The organism is Pseudoxanthomonas mexicana, assembly GCF_010093385.1.
Classification (GTDB): domain Bacteria; phylum Pseudomonadota; class Gammaproteobacteria; order Xanthomonadales; family Xanthomonadaceae; genus Pseudoxanthomonas_A; species Pseudoxanthomonas_A mexicana.
The window spans coordinates 43,358-59,115 of the sequence record NZ_PDWV01000014.1; the positions used below are offsets into that span (position 1 = coordinate 43,358).

General features: G+C 60.9%; 20 protein-coding genes. 8 read left to right on the plus strand and 12 right to left on the minus strand.

What is annotated here, in order from left to right; genetic code table 11:
• Position 1 precedes the first annotated feature (1 nt).
• The gene (locus CSC76_RS07200; protein WP_162109361.1) at positions 2–400 is read right to left on the minus strand and encodes a MerR family transcriptional regulator; all 399 of its coding nucleotides are present in this window, start codon (positions 398–400) and stop codon (positions 2–4) included.
• Positions 401–447: 47 nt separating this feature from the next.
• Here CSC76_RS07200 and CSC76_RS07205 point away from each other — a divergent pair, with 47 nt between their 5' ends.
• From CSC76_RS07205 to CSC76_RS19010, 3 genes are read left to right on the plus strand one after another with little or no spacing between them, the layout of a single operon-like run.
• A complete protein-coding gene (locus tag CSC76_RS07205; protein WP_046934791.1) occupies positions 448–810 on the plus strand; it encodes a mercuric transporter MerT family protein in 363 nt (120 codons plus the stop codon).
• A gap of 10 nt (positions 811–820) precedes the next feature.
• Positions 821–1,114 (plus strand): heavy-metal-associated domain-containing protein, encoded by a 294-nt coding sequence (locus CSC76_RS07210; protein ID WP_046934792.1) that lies wholly within the window; start codon positions 821–823, stop codon positions 1,112–1,114.
• Position 1,115: 1 nt separating this feature from the next.
• Positions 1,116–1,328: a GDCCVxC domain-containing (seleno)protein gene (locus CSC76_RS19010; protein ID WP_343160890.1), complete on the plus strand. Its 213-nt coding sequence runs from the start codon at positions 1,116–1,118 to the stop codon at positions 1,326–1,328.
• A gap of 75 nt (positions 1,329–1,403) precedes the next feature.
• Here the strand turns inward: CSC76_RS19010 and CSC76_RS07215 are convergent, their stop codons facing one another.
• The 9 genes from CSC76_RS07215 to CSC76_RS07255 all read right to left on the minus strand — a co-directional run bounded on the left by CSC76_RS07215 (position 1,404) and on the right by CSC76_RS07255 (position 10,483).
• Positions 1,404–1,928 carry a DUF305 domain-containing protein gene (locus CSC76_RS07215; RefSeq protein WP_046934793.1) on the minus strand — a complete coding sequence of 175 codons (525 nt, stop codon included), beginning with the start codon at positions 1,926–1,928 and terminating at the stop codon, positions 1,404–1,406.
• Between the two features lie 74 nt (positions 1,929–2,002).
• Complete coding sequence (locus CSC76_RS07220) at positions 2,003–2,317, minus strand: hypothetical protein (RefSeq protein ID WP_046934794.1); 315 nt, start codon at positions 2,315–2,317, stop codon at positions 2,003–2,005.
• A 28-nt stretch (positions 2,318–2,345) separates the two neighbouring features.
• Positions 2,346–4,772 (minus strand): heavy metal translocating P-type ATPase, encoded by a 2,427-nt coding sequence (locus CSC76_RS07225; protein WP_379605912.1) that lies wholly within the window; start codon positions 4,770–4,772, stop codon positions 2,346–2,348.
• 40 nt (positions 4,773–4,812) lie between these two features.
• Positions 4,813–5,355 carry a DUF411 domain-containing protein gene (locus CSC76_RS07230; protein WP_080955570.1) on the minus strand — a complete coding sequence of 181 codons (543 nt, stop codon included), beginning with the start codon at positions 5,353–5,355 and terminating at the stop codon, positions 4,813–4,815.
• 70 nt (positions 5,356–5,425) lie between these two features.
• The gene (locus CSC76_RS19015) at positions 5,426–6,274 is read right to left on the minus strand and encodes a c-type cytochrome (RefSeq protein WP_228903386.1); all 849 of its coding nucleotides are present in this window, start codon (positions 6,272–6,274) and stop codon (positions 5,426–5,428) included.
• A gap of 12 nt (positions 6,275–6,286) precedes the next feature.
• Positions 6,287–7,558, minus strand: a complete 1,272-nt coding sequence (locus tag CSC76_RS07240; protein WP_162109362.1) for a copper resistance protein B — start codon at positions 7,556–7,558, stop codon at positions 6,287–6,289.
• The gene (locus CSC76_RS07245) at positions 7,555–9,423 is read right to left on the minus strand and encodes a copper resistance system multicopper oxidase (protein WP_046934797.1); all 1,869 of its coding nucleotides are present in this window, start codon (positions 9,421–9,423) and stop codon (positions 7,555–7,557) included. The genes CSC76_RS07240 and CSC76_RS07245 overlap by 4 nt, the downstream gene beginning before the upstream one ends.
• A 113-nt stretch (positions 9,424–9,536) precedes the next feature.
• Positions 9,537–9,956, minus strand: coding sequence for a transcriptional regulator CopL (gene copL / locus CSC76_RS07250; protein ID WP_046934798.1), 420 nt, complete (start codon positions 9,954–9,956; stop codon positions 9,537–9,539).
• 176 nt (positions 9,957–10,132) lie between these two features.
• Complete coding sequence (locus CSC76_RS07255; protein WP_046934799.1) at positions 10,133–10,483, minus strand: helix-turn-helix domain-containing protein; 351 nt, start codon at positions 10,481–10,483, stop codon at positions 10,133–10,135.
• 120 nt (positions 10,484–10,603) lie between these two features.
• Between CSC76_RS07255 and CSC76_RS07260 the strand changes: the two genes are divergently transcribed.
• Positions 10,604–11,362: a hypothetical protein gene (locus CSC76_RS07260; protein WP_228903388.1), complete on the plus strand. Its 759-nt coding sequence runs from the start codon at positions 10,604–10,606 to the stop codon at positions 11,360–11,362.
• Positions 11,363–11,382: 20 nt separating this feature from the next.
• Here the strand turns inward: CSC76_RS07260 and CSC76_RS07265 are convergent, their stop codons facing one another.
• Positions 11,383–12,435, minus strand: a complete 1,053-nt coding sequence (locus CSC76_RS07265; RefSeq protein WP_054668669.1) for a DNA-binding protein — start codon at positions 12,433–12,435, stop codon at positions 11,383–11,385.
• Positions 12,436–12,710: 275 nt separating this feature from the next.
• Here CSC76_RS07265 and CSC76_RS07270 point away from each other — a divergent pair, with 275 nt between their 5' ends.
• The 4 genes from CSC76_RS07270 (at position 12,711) to CSC76_RS07285 (ending at position 14,944) form a co-directional block, all read left to right on the plus strand.
• Positions 12,711–13,007 (plus strand): type II toxin-antitoxin system RelE/ParE family toxin, encoded by a 297-nt coding sequence (locus CSC76_RS07270; protein WP_162109363.1) that lies wholly within the window; start codon positions 12,711–12,713, stop codon positions 13,005–13,007.
• 17 nt (positions 13,008–13,024) lie between these two features.
• On the plus strand, positions 13,025–14,140 hold the full coding sequence (locus CSC76_RS07275; RefSeq protein ID WP_162109364.1) for a HigA family addiction module antitoxin: 1,116 nt from the start codon (positions 13,025–13,027) through the stop codon (positions 14,138–14,140).
• Positions 14,141–14,152: 12 nt separating this feature from the next.
• Positions 14,153–14,629: a hypothetical protein gene (locus tag CSC76_RS07280; protein ID WP_162109365.1), complete on the plus strand. Its 477-nt coding sequence runs from the start codon at positions 14,153–14,155 to the stop codon at positions 14,627–14,629.
• A 72-nt stretch (positions 14,630–14,701) separates the two neighbouring features.
• Positions 14,702–14,944, plus strand: coding sequence for a hypothetical protein (locus CSC76_RS07285; protein WP_162109366.1), 243 nt, complete (start codon positions 14,702–14,704; stop codon positions 14,942–14,944).
• A gap of 87 nt (positions 14,945–15,031) precedes the next feature.
• On the opposite strand, the gene phoU is transcribed toward CSC76_RS07285, so the two are convergent.
• Positions 15,032–15,748, minus strand: a complete 717-nt coding sequence (gene phoU, locus CSC76_RS07290) for a phosphate signaling complex protein PhoU (RefSeq protein WP_162109367.1) — start codon at positions 15,746–15,748, stop codon at positions 15,032–15,034.
• Positions 15,749–15,758: the final 10 nt, after the last annotated feature.

A 15,758-nucleotide genomic window follows, 5' to 3' on the forward strand; every position in this document is an offset into this window, starting at 1 on the left:
GCTACCGACTTGTCCTTGCCAACCGATCTAGCGCGGGGCAAGCATCACCCGCGGAGGCTTGGCATTCGTCTACCAATTGTTTCAGCCCGGTCTCCAACAAACGCAAATCTTCAATGCGCTGGCGGACTTCGCTCAACTTCTGTTCCGTCAGCAATCGGGTTTGCTCACACGCGCCCCTGCCCTCGATCTGCAACAAACTAGCTATCTCATCAAGACGGAACCCGGCCGCCTGAGCTCGTCGGATAAATCTAAGCCGGCTAACATCAGCCTCGCCATAGCGCCGTCCACCGCGTTGTGGACGTTCGGGCTCAGGAAGCAAGCCCCGCCGCTGGTAATAGCGAATCGTCTCGATATGTACATCCGCGGCCTTTGCCAGCCGACCGATGGTCATGGCACTCATGATCACTGCTTGACTCCGTACCATGGTACGGAGAATAACATACTGCCATGAGTCAGCATCGTCCTCCCAAGTCCTTTTTGCCACCTCTTTGGGGCGCGGCGGTTGCCGCTGTTGGCGCGTCAATATGCTGCGTGGTGCCGCTGGTGCTGGTCTTAATGGGAATCAGCGGAGCATGGATCGCTAACCTCACGGCCTTTGACGTCTGGCGCCCTTGGTTGAGCGCGCTCACCATACTTTGCTTGGCTTGGGCGTTTTGGACCCAGTATCGCTCAGGCGCGCAGCGGTGCAGCAATGACGGTGGCTGCACGGATACCCCATCACTAAGGCGCCGCCGTCGTTGGCTCTGGATGGCCGCCAGCGGGATCGTGCTGTTGCTACTCTTTCCCTATTACATTAGCTGGTTCTTGTAAGGAGCACTTTATGCGCGCAATGCTTCTTGGTCTGATCATGACGATCTGGATGTCGGCGGCTTGGGCCATCACACCTCAACGGGTCATGTTGCATGTGGAGAACATGACGTGTCCGGCATGCAGCATTACCATCGAGAAGGCCTTGGACAAGGTGCCTGGGGTAACGTCCACTCAGGTAGACACACGGGCTGGAACAGTGACCGTTATTTTTGATGCGAAAATCGTGGATTCAGCGAGAATAGCAAAGGCGATCACTGACGCCGGTTTTCCAGCGACCATCAAGACAGGATCGGAAAGTGGCTGACATGCAACTGGCCAGCACCTTGACTTGCCCTGTATGCGGTCATCGGGCAACAGAGACCATGTCCATAGACTCATGTCAGTTCTTCTATGAATGCGTGAACTGCAATAAGTTGATTCAGCCCAAAACAGGCGATTGCTGCGTTTTCTGTTCTTCCGGCCCGGTGCCGTGCCCGCCTATTCAACGGCACAGCTCCTGCTGTTCTGGCGCAGCCTAGCTAACCCCTCCTGGGCGGGGACACCGTTTTACCTAGTCTTTGAGCGGCGCAAGTAGACAGCAGACGTCACCGCGATCAATTGGCGAGAAGTTGCTTCATCTGGGCGATCTCTTGCTTCTGCGAGGTGATGATGTCCAGGCAGAGTCTGGTCAGCTCGGGATCCTTCAGGCGGTTTTCTTCGCACATCAGGATGGCGCCGGCATGATGGGGAATCATAGAGCGGATGAACTGCCGATCAGTCACCGCGGCCTGCGTACGGATTCCCCACCAACAGAACAGCATGAACGCCACGGTCACGCTGGCCAGGATCAGGTTACGCCGACGATCGGGGTACATGCTGGACATGAGCCAAAGCTCGATCAACAGCATCGGCGCAGCCATTAGCCCTGCCATGTAGAGCTGGTTGACGTTGTGATAGACGTTGGCCCACTGATCGACCATGGCATACATCAGGGCGTACATAGCCAGGAACGACAGGGCCATCATCAGCAGCAGGCGACCGTAGTGCCCCTGATGCGTCTGACCGGGACTTCCTTGCGAGGCGTGTTGCCCTAGATGCTGCGTGTGCGTGCTTTCGTGCTTACCGTGCGAAGAAGACATGTCGATCTCCGTGGGAATAGCAGAACATCGCCGAATCCCGGGGGCCAAGGACCCAGCCCCCGGGGAGATAGCAGTTACATACCCTTGCCGGCAGCGAATTCCTGCGGGCTCAGCTTGCCGTCCTTGTTGCTATCGAGCATGCCAAAGTGGGGTGCCAGCTTGTGCTTGGCCAGCTCTTCCTTGGACAACGAGCCGTCCTTGTTGGCATCGAGCTTAGTGAAGTCGGCATCGGCCGCGGCCGGCTTGTGCTGACCATGCTCCTGCTTCTTATGATCCATCGGCTTGTGCTGGCCGTGGTCGGTGGTGGGCGTGGTGGTCTGGCCACCGGCGAAGGCCGCGCCGGCCATCAGGAACAGGGCCATCATCGAGAGGGAGGCATAACGCTTCATTGCAGTACTCCTTGTGGGATATGAGCCATCAGTGACAGGAATGGCCGCGCGCAGGCTCATCGGCGCGGTCAGGGTGAGAGGTGGCAACAACGGTGGAGCCGGACAAACGCAAGGCATTGGTGACCACCGAAACCGAGCTCAGGCTCATGGCCAGGGCCGCCATCATCGGACTGAGCAAAAGGCCGAAGCTGGGGTACAGCAGGCCGGCGGCGATGGGCACGCCGATGGCGTTGTAGACGAAGGCGAAGCCCAGGTTCTGCTTCATGTTGGCCACTGTCGAAGACGAGATGGCACGGGCTTGCACGATGCGCCTCAAATCACCCTTGACCAGGGTGAGCTGGGCGCTGGACATGGCCACATCCGTGCCCGTCCCCATCGCGATGCCCACATCGGCTGCCGCCAGGGCCGGCGCATCGTTGATGCCATCGCCGGCCATGGCCACACGACGCCCTTGGGCTTTGAGTTGCTGGACCAGTTCGGCCTTGTCCTGAGGTTTGACGCCGCCACGCACATCGTCGATGCCCAGCGTGCGCCCCACGGCCTCGGCCGTGGCCTGTGCGTCACCGGAGGCCATCACCACGTGCAGGCCATCGGCACGTAGCAGGTTCAAGGCAGGCAAGGTCGTGGCTTTGATGGGATCAGCCACCGCAATGGCGCCGGCCAACCGCCCATTGACCGCCAGGAACATCACGCTGGCGCCTTCTTTGCGAAGACGCTCGGCGCTGCTCTGCAAGGGGGCTACATCGGCGCCAACCGATGCCATCAGGCTTTGGTTGCCGAGCACGACATCCTGATCGGCCACGCGCCCGCGAACGCCTTGGCCGGTGAGCGAATCAAAATCCTGGGCGGCCACCAGGTTCAAGCCACGTCGTTGGGCTTCAGCCACGATGGCCTCGGCCAGGGGGTGCTCACTGCCCTGCTCCAGGCTGCCGGCCAAACGAAGGATCTGATCGGCGTCGAAACCGGCGTAGGAGAGCGTGTCGCGAAAGGCTGGACGTCCCTCGGTCAACGTACCGGTCTTGTCCACGATCAAGGTGTCGATCAGACGTAGCTGTTCGATCGCCTGAGCGTCGCGGAACAGAACTCCGACCTGCGCAGCGCGGCCGGTGGCGACCATGATCGACATGGGGGTAGCCAAACCCAGGGCACACGGGCACGCAATGATCAGAACCGATACGGCATTGAGGACGGCAAAGGTCCATGACGGTTCGGGTCCAAACAGGCCCCATCCGAAGAAGGTAAGCACCGCCGTGGCCAGCACGGCCAGAACGAACCAGTACGCCACCTTGTCCGCCATACGCTGCATCGGCGCGCGAGAGCGCTGGGCCTGGGCCACCAACTGCACAATCTGCGACAGTACCGTCCCGGATCCGACTTTGTCCGCCCGGATGACCAGGGCGCCCGTCCCGTTGAGCGTGGCGCCTATGACGTGGTCACCGACAGTCTTCTCCACCGGAATGGGTTCACCGGTCAGCATCGACTCATCGACACTGGTGCGACCTTCGATGACTTCCCCATCGACCGGCACCTTCTCGCCCGGTCGTACGCGAAGCAGATCACCCACATGCACGTGATCCAGCGCAACGTCCTCTTCGCCCCCATCGGGCTTGACGCGGCGTGCCGTCTTGGGCGCCAACCCCAGCAGCGACTTGATGGCTGCCGAGGTTTTGGAGCGCGCCCGCAGTTCCAGCAGCTGGCCGAGCAGCGTGAGCGAGACGATGACCGCCGCTGCTTCGAAGTAGACCCCCACCCGTCCATGCTCGCGGAAAGAGTCCGGAAACAGGCCCGGCGTCACGGTGGCCACCACGCTGTAGCCAAACGCGGCGGCCACGCCGATGCCGATCAGCGTCCACATGTTGGGGCTGCGATTGCCGATGGACTGTAGGCAGCGCACAAAGAAAGGCCACCCCGCCCAGAGCACCACCGGGGCGCTCAGCACGAGCTCAATCCAGGTGCGCGCCTGCGTGGACAAGCCGGGCAGACGATGTCCCAGCATGGCCAAGACCAGGACGATCAACGTCAAAGGCAACGTCCACCAGAAGCGTCGGGTGAAATCGCGTAACTCCGGATTGTCGTCCTCCTCCAGCGACGGCATCTCCGGCTCCAGTGCCATGCCGCAGATCGGACAGGTGCCGGGACCTGGCTGACGAATCTGCGGATGCATCGGACAGGTATAGACCGTGGCATGGGTATCGCGGGGGGGAGCCACCGCTGCTGGGGCGGTCATTTCAACTTGCTGGGCAGCACCGTCCGTATAACGGTCGGGATTAGTGATGAACCGCTCTCGGCATCTGGCTGAGCAGAAGTGATACTTCGTTCCGCCATGCAGAGCGTGGTACGGCGTTCTAGCCGCGGAGACCTGCATACCGCATACCGGATCACGCACCGAGTCTGGACCATCGCTGGCACCCTGCGGCATCGCCTTGCCGGCTTCATCGTGGGAATGAGGGGACATGGATCACTCTGGGCTGGAAGAAGGGATCGCGAGCAAACTGTCAGCTGCGTTGACCGTGCAGGACGTAAGGCTGCGTGGTGCCATCGGGCAGTACAAATTCCACCGTATAGGGTTGAACACGTCCGTCGGGCATCTCCATGCCAGGAGAACCGGCAGGCATCCCCGGTAGCACTAATCCACGGCCTACCGGGCGCTCACGCAACAGGCGCAGGATGTCTTGCACCGGCACATGACCTTCGACGATGTAGCCATCGATCTCGGCGGTATGGCACGAGCCGCGTCCATAAGGAACGCCCAAGCGCGCCTTGATCGGGTTCAGGTCTTCGCTGTTGTGCACCTCAACCGTAAAACCTGCTTTCTCCAGATGCTCCACCCACAGTTGGCAGCAACCGCAGGTCGCACTCTTATGTACTTTGACCAACGGCAACGGACGCTGCGGTTGAGTGACCTGCTGCGCAGCCGCCGATGTCGGAGATTGGGCGTCCGATGCCGCCTCTGAATTGACAGCCGATTCGGGGCGCGCGCATGCGGTCAGCGACAAGGCCGTGGCCAGCAGAAAGAGACAGCTGCGTGAAGTGTTCATCATGCTTCCTTAAGAGATGCCCGAGCGCCGAGGCGCTCGGGCGTGGAGCCGGGGCAGCTCCATGAAGGGATCAATGCTGGTGATCGTGGCCGTCATCGGCCTTGGGAGCTGGCTCGGCTGGTTTGGCTGGCATGGAACCGTGCTGATCGTGCTCGCCCTCGGACTTGGCCTGCGCAGGTTGCTTTGCCGGCTCGGCCGCATGCACGTGCGTCTTGCCGTCGGCATGCACATGCGTGGTGCCTTCCTTAGGCTTGCTCATGTCCATGCCCATGCCACCTGCTTCATGCCCCTGGCCATGGCCATGGCCATCACCCATCTCTTCGCTATCACCGCCGCCATGGTGATCTGCACCCGCTTCCTCGCCATGCGAGTGCCCGCCGGTCTCACCGCCACCGTGTGAATGGCCATCACTGCTGGCTACCAACGCCTGGTAGCCGGCCTTGTCCAGCTTGGGCAGCTTCTGCAGGAAGGCCGACATGTTCCAGATGAACTCATCGTCCATGCTGCCGCCCCACGCAGGCATGCCGCTGGCCTTGATGCCGTGCTTGATCACCCAGAACGCCTCAGCTGGACCCACCGGGTGCTTGCTTAGGTTTGGTGGCGCGGGGTACAGACCCTTGCTCATCTCGGTGGCCGCCGCATCTGGCGAAAGATGACAGGTCACACACATAGCGTTGTAGTTGCCCGCACCCTGGCGGATACGCTCAGGATCATCCAGGTTCGTGGGTACCTGAAGCTTGGCGGCGCGCACCTCAATGGAACGCTCACGCGCCGTTTCAAGTAGCGCATACACCGGGCGACTATGCGGATCATCAGCGGCCACGTTGTACACGCCCAGAGAGACCGCGGCGGTTGCGACCACCGCAACCAATGCCACGCCGGCGCCGAGCCATACCCACATCTTCTTGTTGGATTTCATTGTCAGTTCCCCTTAGAACCAGGTACGAAGGCCGATGACCAAGCGCGTGTCTTCAAAAGACTCGCCATGATCGCGTCGCATGTCTGCGGTATTGCCAAACGCACGCTCGTACACCACGCCGATGTAGGGAGCGAACTTTCGGGTGAACTCATAACGAAGTCGCAGGCCCGCCTCAGCGGTACTCAGACCCGAACCTATTCCGCGCAATGGATCGTTCTTGCCATACGCCGTGACCTCCACCAGCGGCTGCAGGATCAGCCGATTGGTCAGCAGCAGTTCGTACTCGGCCTCGACATTGGCAGCAGTCTGGCCGCCTTCGCCGAGATAGGCTGTGGCGGATACTTCGAACTTCATCGGTGCCAAGCCCTGTACGCCGATAGCGGCGAAGTTCTGCGAAGCCCCCGGCTTGAAGTCATGGCGCACACCGGCTACCACATCCCACCACGTGGAGATACTGCGGCCGTAGAGCACTTCCAGATCAGCCGACTCGGTCTGACCATCTGTGCGTTCGCCTTCACTGCGGAACCAGACGCGATTGAGGTCCGTACCGATCCAACCCTGACCCTCCCAACCCAGCCCGGTGCCCGGATCGGCATCCCAGGCTTCCAGGCGATTGAGCAGTACGTAGCTCTTGATCGAATTGTCATGCACCGGATGCGCGTGTGCGGGCGCGATGGCCGCCTGACGATCAGCCTCGGTCACCGCAGGAATCGGGGTGCGCGGCTGCGTTGGTGCGACAGGCCCATGTCCCATCTGACTGTGGTCCATGCCCTCCATCGATTGCATGCCAGCTTCTGGCGTAGCGGATGCGGGCGAACCGTGGCCCATCTGCGAATGGTCCATCCCCTGCATCGCAGGCGTGGACGTGCTGGAGGCGTCGGACGCAGCGGGCTGTGCCATCTGACTGTGATCCATGCCCTGCATCGGCTGCGTCTGCGCTTTGGGCGCTGCAGGTGTACTCGCGGGCGAGCTGTGCCCCATCTGCGAGTGGTCCATGCCCTGCATGGCAGGCTCGGCTGCTTGAGCCGGCGGCGCGGCATGGCCCATCGCCGCATGATCGATAGTCGCTTCGCTGGTCTTGGCCGGTGTTGTAGGTTTGGGGGCTGGCGCAGGCTTTGATGTCGGCGCCTGATGTGCAGAGTGATCCTGAGCCTGGGTCTGCGCGCCCTGCTCCATCGGCATGGAGCCGTGCTGCATGGATTGGGCGCTGGCCGCATTGGCCAGGGCCAGCGAGATAGCCAGGGTCAGCGCAGTCAGGGTGGTATTGCGTCTATTGATGTTCATTCGTCGACCCTCACCGTGCGCATCATTCCGGCTTCCATGTGATAGAGCAGGTGGCAATGGAACGCCCAGCTGCCCAACGCATCGGCACGCACGCGATACGTACGTCGGCTGCCTGGCGGCATGTCCACCGTGTGCTTGCGCACCATGAAGTTGCCGCTATCGTCTTCCACATCGCTCCACATGCCGTGCAAATGGATCGGGTGGGTCATCATCGTGTCGTTGACCAATACGATGCGCATGCGCTCGCCGTAGTTCAGCCGTAGCGGCTCGACATCGGAAAACTTCTGACCATTGAAACCCCAGGAGAATTTCTCCATGTGTCCGGTCAGATGCAGCTCGATCTCGCGACCGGGGTCGCGTCCGTCAGGGTCTTCAAAGGTGCTCTTGAGCATGGAATACGTCAGTACATGACGGCCGTTATCGCGCAGGCCATTGCCCGGATCGTCCAAGCGCGAAGTCACGCTCATGGCTTGGTTGTCCAACAGGGGATTGTTGGTCTCGCTGGCAGGGTGTGATTGCATGCCCCCATGCTGCATGCCGGCCATGGCACCATCGCCGGCGGCGGGCATCGCGTGACCCGCATGGGCCGAGGCCTCATTGCCGCTGGCAGGTGGGGTCATGCCGGGCATGCCCATGGCTGCACCACAGCCGCCTTCCATGCCCTTGCTGCCGCCAGACATATCCATCGATCCATGATCCATGCCCATGTCTGCCATCGTCAGCAGCGGCCGGGGATCCACAGACGGAAGAGGCGCGCGTAGTCCTTCGCGCACGGCGAGCGTGCCGCTGACGTAGCCGGTGCGACCGGAGTCCTGGGCAAAGATGGTGAATGCGTCCTGCCCGGAGGGCTCCACGATCACATCGAAGGTTTCTGCTACTGCAATGCGGAACTCGTCGACCGAAACCGGATGGACGTACAAGCCATCCGCCGCGACCACGGTCATCTTCAACCCCGGAATACGCACATCGAAGTACGTCATGGCAGAGCCATTGATGAAACGCAGACGCACCTTCTCGCCACTGCGGAACAACCCGGTCCAGTTGCCCAGAGAGGTCGTGCCGTTCATCAGGTAGGTGTAGGTGTTGGCGTTGACGTCGGACAGATCCGTGGGCGTCATTCGCATCACGCCCCACATCTTGCGATCTTCCAACGTGGCCGACAGACCATTGCGCTTCACATCGCGCGCGAAATCGCCGACCGTGCGCTTGTAGTAGTTGTCATGGCCCGGCATCTTCTTCAAACGATCGAACAGGGCCGTCGGGTCCAGGTCTGTCCAATCGCTCAGCATCACGACGTAGTCGCGATCGAAGCTGAAAGGCTCTGGCTCCAGTGGATCGATCACGATCGGTCCATAAAGCCCAGCTTGTTCCTGGAAACCTGAGTGGCTGTGGTACCAGTAGGTTCCGCCCTGATGCAGGGTGAACCTATAGTGGTAGGTCTCACCACGTCCGATGCCGTCAAAGCTCAGGCCCGGCACGCCGTCCATGTTGGCCGGCAGAATGATGCCGTGCCAATGGATGGAAGTATCCGTGCCATGGAGGGAGTTGGCCGGCAATGCATTGGAGACACGCAGGTTGACCGTGGTGCCTTCCCGCCACCGCAGCAACGGCGCCGGAACGGACCCGTTGACCGTGATCGCGGTGCGGGTCTTGCCGGTGAAGTTCATCGGCGTCTCGCCGATGGTCAGGTCAAACTCGGTGCCCGACAATACGTTGGCTTGTCCGGGGCCCTTGAGCGCCCAACTGGCTTTGGGCCAGAACCCCAATCCTGCGACTGCGCCTCCCAAGGCCAAGCCTTGGACAAATCGCCGCCGCGAAGGCAGCAGCGGTCCACCATGTGGACCACGAAAATCATCATGCGACATGTAAATGCTCCAAGCGTCGTGTTGCCACCGGCAGGCGGTGGTACAGAGCGGGTGGCTGGCCTATACAGGCATGCAAGCCACACCAACGGCGCCATTGCGGCGCCTAGGGACGCTTAGCCGATCGGTGGTCGGATCAGATGAGGCAAGGCAGGCGCCGGATGCCCCAAGGGCAGCGGCATGACATCCAGGCCCAAGGCCAGTTGTACCGAAACATGCAGGCGCGCAGGCAATGCGCTCGCGCACGCGTGCACGCAGGCGCACCGGCACGCAGACGACTTGCAACAGTCGGGGCCGGCATGATCGCCGTGCCCAGTGCCAGCCTTTTCAATCGATGTGGCATCGGGATGATGCTCAGCACTGTGATGGGCGACGCAGTCTTCGTCGACTTGCACCGCGGCAGCGACTTCGCTGGCCTGCTCTTCCATCACCGGATTCATACTGACCGACGCAAACGCCGACCACGCCCCGTTAAGCACGAGCATGGCGATCAGGATCAGTCGCAGTAGAAGTGAGGAGGCTGACACGGGCGACATGGTAAATCACTTTAGACAAGGCGCGCGTGTATCGGTCGTGAACAAAATCTCAGGCAGGCCTGAGATGCCGCGCCCCGTTAGTCGCGCTAGCCGCGCCCACTGGTGTTCCATCCGGGGGCGCTCCAAAGGGCCGGGTTGAAGCGAAGTGCTGCCCATAAAGCGAGCGACCGTACGGCCTACTTCTCGGATGTGCTCTCGATCAGCTTCACCAGCTCGCGCTTCTGCTGCTTGCTGAGCGAGCCCCAGCGTAGGAGCAACTTGGCCAGCAGATCATCATCGGTGTACAGCAACGCGGCGGGGATCCCCAACGCTTGAGCCAACCGCTCAGCGGTCTCCAGCTTCGGCTCGTGCTTGCCACGCTCGTACTGGTTGATTCGGGGGCTGGCCACGTGAGGATCCAGACCGGCCCGGATGCCCAACTCCTTCTGCGACAAGCCCGTGTGCAGGCGGGCTTGTTTGAGGCGTCGAGCGAAGGTCGGTGTTGAGTCGACTGACAAAGTCACGCGCGCACCCCATGGAGACCCCATAAGGATGGCGGATGTACCCTGCCTTGCATACTAAGATATTCTTAGCTTTGAGGCAACCGGCGACCCCGGTAGCGCTGCCATCGCCAGGAGCCACGCCGCTCCCTCACCCCCGGAACCCGCATGCCCGGAACCTCGTCAATGACGCCATCTGGGGTCGCCAGCATCGAGGCGTTGGGGCTTCGTGGCACCCTTTTCCTTGCCGCGCTGCTGGCCGCGCAGCTACGACGCATACCGGTGGCGCCCACACGCCGCTCCACCTTGCTGGTGCTGGACGCCTTGCGAGACTTGGCCCTGATCCAAGTTCCCTGGCCAGCGGATCGATGGCAGATCCGACCCGATGCCGAGGTCACGCCCATCGAAGATCTGCAATGGGCTTTCGCCTGGTCTACCCACGAGCGCAGGCACCTGCTCCCGGTGCTGGAAGACCAACTCGGTGATATGGCACACGATGTAGAACTGGCGGACGCAAAACTAGAGCTGTGGGATGAACTTGCACTCTGGGAGACCGAGCAGTTTCTAGAGCAGCAATTGCTCAAACATCACTTCGACCCAGGCTGGGCACGTGATGTGGGGTTCGTGTTTCAATCCGGACCGCGGGGTCTGCCGATCGCGCAGTGGCGCTATTGTTGCTGGGCGGCGGTACGCCAAGGCGCGTCGGTGGCAATGCGTCTTGGCGTGCACGACAGCGCCCATGTGCGCGAGGCCATCTTTCAAGAGGTCAAGAAGCGCTTGCGCTACCTGATGACCAGTTCGCCCCAGCAAGGCATGTTCAAGCCCTACCATCTGGCACCGGAGTCCTCAGTAGCCAAGCTGTTCGTAGACTGGGTCGTACCTATGGAATGGGCGTACTGGACTGGGGAGCGCTATCCCGGCCGCTAGCAGGCAAACGAGTAGCCTCGTTAGTCCGCTCCCCCACCCTGCGTACTGCTGCGCCGGGTTCTCTTCACCGTATTTTGTGCCGGCGTCAGTTGATTCAGCAGGGGCTCCAGCGCTTCAAGACGCGCGTTGGCACGCAACGCATCGGCTTCAGCGCTCTGGCGGCGCTCACGCTCCTGCGCAAGGGTGTCTTGGACTTGAGCTAGCTCGCTGCGCAGGGCATCCAAGGCCTTGACGTCAGTCTTCCAGCGCTCCTGCAGTGCCATGTGGTCCGTTGCGGTCTGGCGCAACGCCACGATCTCGCTGTGTTGGCCTTCGTGGACCTGCCTCAACTGGACAAGCTCACGCTCAATCCGCCCATGGCGCTCCAGCCATTGGCCATTGTCGCGGTTAAGCACCAACAGCTCCTGATTCTTCGCGCCCAAGGCTTCATTGGCCTGACGTAAGGCTACTTGCAGCTCTTGGATCTGATGCTCGTGACGGCGAAGCTCTTGCTCGCGCTGCTCTTTGGTTGAAGCGCGGTAGTGCTCGAGCGCTTCCCGGGCGTGGGCATGCTTGTCCTCCAGAGAACGCGTATGCGCCTCGTAATCAGCCAGCCGCACCGTCATGCCGGCGATGCGCTCATTCAACTGGGCGATTTCCGCGACCTTGTCGCGCAGATTCTGCTGAAGTAGGGCGTGAGCGGCTTGCTCTTGCGTCAAGCTGGTCTCAGTGCGCTGCAGCTGACTGCCCAGGGCAGCGGCTTCCTGTTGGGCGGTGGAAAGCGCTTGTTGCTGACGCTGGAGTTCGGCCCCATGGCGTTCTCGCTCCCTGGTGAGGATCGCTTCTGCCTCCTCTTGAAGTCGCGCAGCCAGGCGCGCGACCAAGTCTTGCAAGGCCTCACTCACGGCCACCGCACGTGACGGACCGCCGCCCTCCTCCTCTTCCAGTTCACGCAAGTAGCGATGGATCGTGGTCTTGGAGCCCGTGTTGCCCAGAGCCACCCGAACCGCGTCCACGGAAGGCTTCTTGCCTTGGGCCAGCAGCGCGTCACGCGCTTTCTGGACATCCCCTTTGTAGAGTCCTGCGCGCGCCATGATGCTGTTCTCCAATTATTTCGTAATGTATTACATACCATGTAATTACATACTAATAAAGAGTGCAGGCGGCCGTTCGGCGGCGGCTTTGCTCAGGCGGGATAATGTTGAATTATCCCGTGTGAAGGCTCTTGGACTCCCAAGATGGCGATTTGACGGTACGAAACCCGGCGAAACTCGCCCACTTGCACAAACATACTCACGCTTGAAAGCAAGATATGACCCTATTACACTAAGTGTAAAAGAGGCATACAGCAGGCTGGGCGTCCGCAGACATGGAAGTCAGGTTCGAGAACGAAACCCTCAAGCGACTGGAATCGGATGCCACGTTTACGGCAGGCCTGGATGGCGCTCTGGTCAAAGCCTTCCGCAAACGCATGCAACTGATCCGTGCTGCACCAGATGAACGCGTTTTCTACGCCATGAAATCCCTGCACTACGAAAAGCTTAAAGGAGATCGTGCGCATCAACGCTCGATGCGCTTGAACGACCAATGGCGACTGATCCTCCGCCTGGAAGAGGACGAGACCGGCAAGCTGGTCGTGATTGTTTCAATTGCCGATTACCACTGATCCCCAAGGACACGCCTATGAACACGTTCGCCGAAGTCTTTCCGCCGGGCGAATTCCTCCGAGAGGAACTGGAGGCACGGGGATGGACGCAGACCGAGTTGGCCGAGATCATCGGTCGCCCCGTGCGGCTGATCAACGAGATCATCGCCGGAAAAAAAGGCATTACCCCCGAGACCGCTATCCAGCTGGGCGACTCGCTGGGTACCGGTGCCGAGCTTTGGATGAACTTGGAGAGCCAATATCAGCTTTCCAAGGTTCGCACGGCCGATGACCTGATCAGCCGGCGGGCGCATCTGTATGAGCGCTTCCCCGTACGCGAGATGGTCAAGCGGGGCTGGATCACCGCAAGCAAGAACATCGATGTGCTGGAACAACAGTTCCTGCAGTTCTTCGGCCTCGGGCAGTTGGATGAGCCGGTTTTCTTTTCGCATGCGGCCAAGAAGAGCGACGCCGAGGCGCCACCGATGATCCTGCAACTGGCTTGGTTGCGCCGGGCCTGCCAAGTGGCTGGACAGATCGTGAGCGCGCCCTACGACGAGGCCGCATTGCGGAAGGCCCTGCCAAGCCTTGCGGCGATGCGTAGCGCGCCTGAGGAAACGCGCCACGTGGCGCGCCTGCTGGCCGAGTGCGGGGTCCGCTTTGTGGTCGTGGAACCGATCGCAGGTACCAAGATCGATGGTGCCTGCTTCTGGCTGGCCGACGACCAACCGGTGGTGGCCTTGTCGCTGCGCTTGGATCGGATCGACAACTTCTGGTTCGTATTGCGCCACGAGCTGGAGCACGTGTTGCATCGGCATGGGCGTGAGCGGGGTTACATCCTGGATCAGGAAATTGAGGCCACCGCCTCCGAACAGATCAATGAGGAAGAAGTGGTAGCCAACACCGCCGCTGGCGCCTTTTGCGTGGACCCGGCTGAAATGAGCGGCTTCATTGCTCGGGTCAACCCGTTCTTCAAGGAAGAGCGTGTGGTGCTGTTTGCGCAGCGCTTGAACGTTCACCCCGGCCTGGTCGTAGGCCAATTGCAGCGTCGCCTGGGTCGCTGGGATCTGTTTCGCAAGCACCAGGTCAAGGTTCGCTCGTTTGTCACCGGCTCAGCCCATACCGATGGCTGGGGCGTTGTCCACACCGATTGATGGAGGCTCCCCATGTCCTACACCACCGCTGTCAAAGAATACGTCGAGCGCTACAAAGCCGAAACCGGCATCGAGGGCCCGCTGGACACCCACGCCGTGGCCGAATGGGCCTGGCGCAATGGTCTGCACACGCCCAATGCCCGGACGGTGATCGACGCCATCGCCGCTGACATTGCCCAGGTGTTCCGTGAGGAGTATCGCGTGGACCGCCACGGTCGTCGGTACCGAGCCAAGCATGCGGCGACCTATAAGCAAGGCAACAAGACCCTCTCGCTGTGGGCAGATCTGGACGATCCGCAGGCCCCGCACAATCACTTTGTAAGGTCCTTCGCCCAGCGCCGCCAGCAGATCGTGGGTGACTGCCTTCAGCTCAAGACTGATGTCGATGTGTACAACGACAAGCGAGAACCAACCGAGCCGATCCAGATCCCACTTGATTTCACTCTGGACGTAATGGAGCTGCAGCAGCCCTATCGCAAAGCAGCCTGATTCCTTCAATGCGCCCCCTCCGTGGCAGGACGCATTGGATCTTTCCTACGCCACGAATACAGGAGATATCCGATGTCCAAGCGTGAGCAGTCTGGCCCGAAGGTCACCCGCACCGCCTCCTCGGTGTTGCGCGATCCCGGTGCCAGCAAGACGGCCAAGTCCCTGGCAGGTAGTGCGCTGGCCCAGGCCGGTACGTCCAAGCAGTCCTCTGGGTCCACGGCCAGCACCGCTGCCAAGGCCCTCAACGATGGCCGCACCAGTGCCTCTACGCGCACTCTGGCCGGCAGTGTGTTGACCCAGAAGTCCAAGAAGTGACCGCAACACAAGGGTGCCGGCCGTAACCCGGCTGGCACCCTTGGACGTGACGTTTCATTGCAGGTAACAGAGCGCCGAATTAGTCCGCTAACGCTTGGGTGATAGCTGAGCGAGCGAACTGCTTTCGTCCTGTTTGGGACGATCTTGTGTTGGCGCTGCGCCACTCACCAGATACACCACGTTTTCCGCGATGTTGGTGGCGTGATCGCCGATACGCTCGATGTTCTTGATGACGAACAATAGGTGGGCCAGGTCCAATGCAGGCACCTGATCGTCGGTCATTGCCTCGACGATGTCTTGGAACAATAGTGTGTGCAATGCATCGATCGTGGCATCATGTTCCCAGACACCTTGAGCCTGTTGGGCATCTCGCTTTGCAAAGGATTCTCCTGCGTCATGAAGCTGTAGCAGGGCCAAGTCGACCATGCGCTGGAGAGGCTCAGCAAATGCATCTGGCAGCTTATGAGGCGCCATGGCGATGACGCGCTTAGCAATGTTGCTGGCCAGATCGCCTGCACGTTCCAGGTTGGCGGCGATACGTATAGCGGCCATTACGTGGCGTAGATCCACCGCAAGCGGTTGTCGACGCGCTATCAGGCTGATGGCCTCCTCTTCAATCCGGGCCGCCAGTCGGTCCATCTGAGTGTCTTGCGCTTTCACGCTCTCTGCAAGTTCCTTGCTGGCATGGCGCAGCGCCCACACCGCATCGGTGAGCTGCCGCTCGGCCAGTTGGCCTAGCTCGCTGATCTGCTGAGTGATCGCCTCAAGCTCGGTGTCGAATGCCTGCACGATGTGATCGGTCATGTCAGCTCTC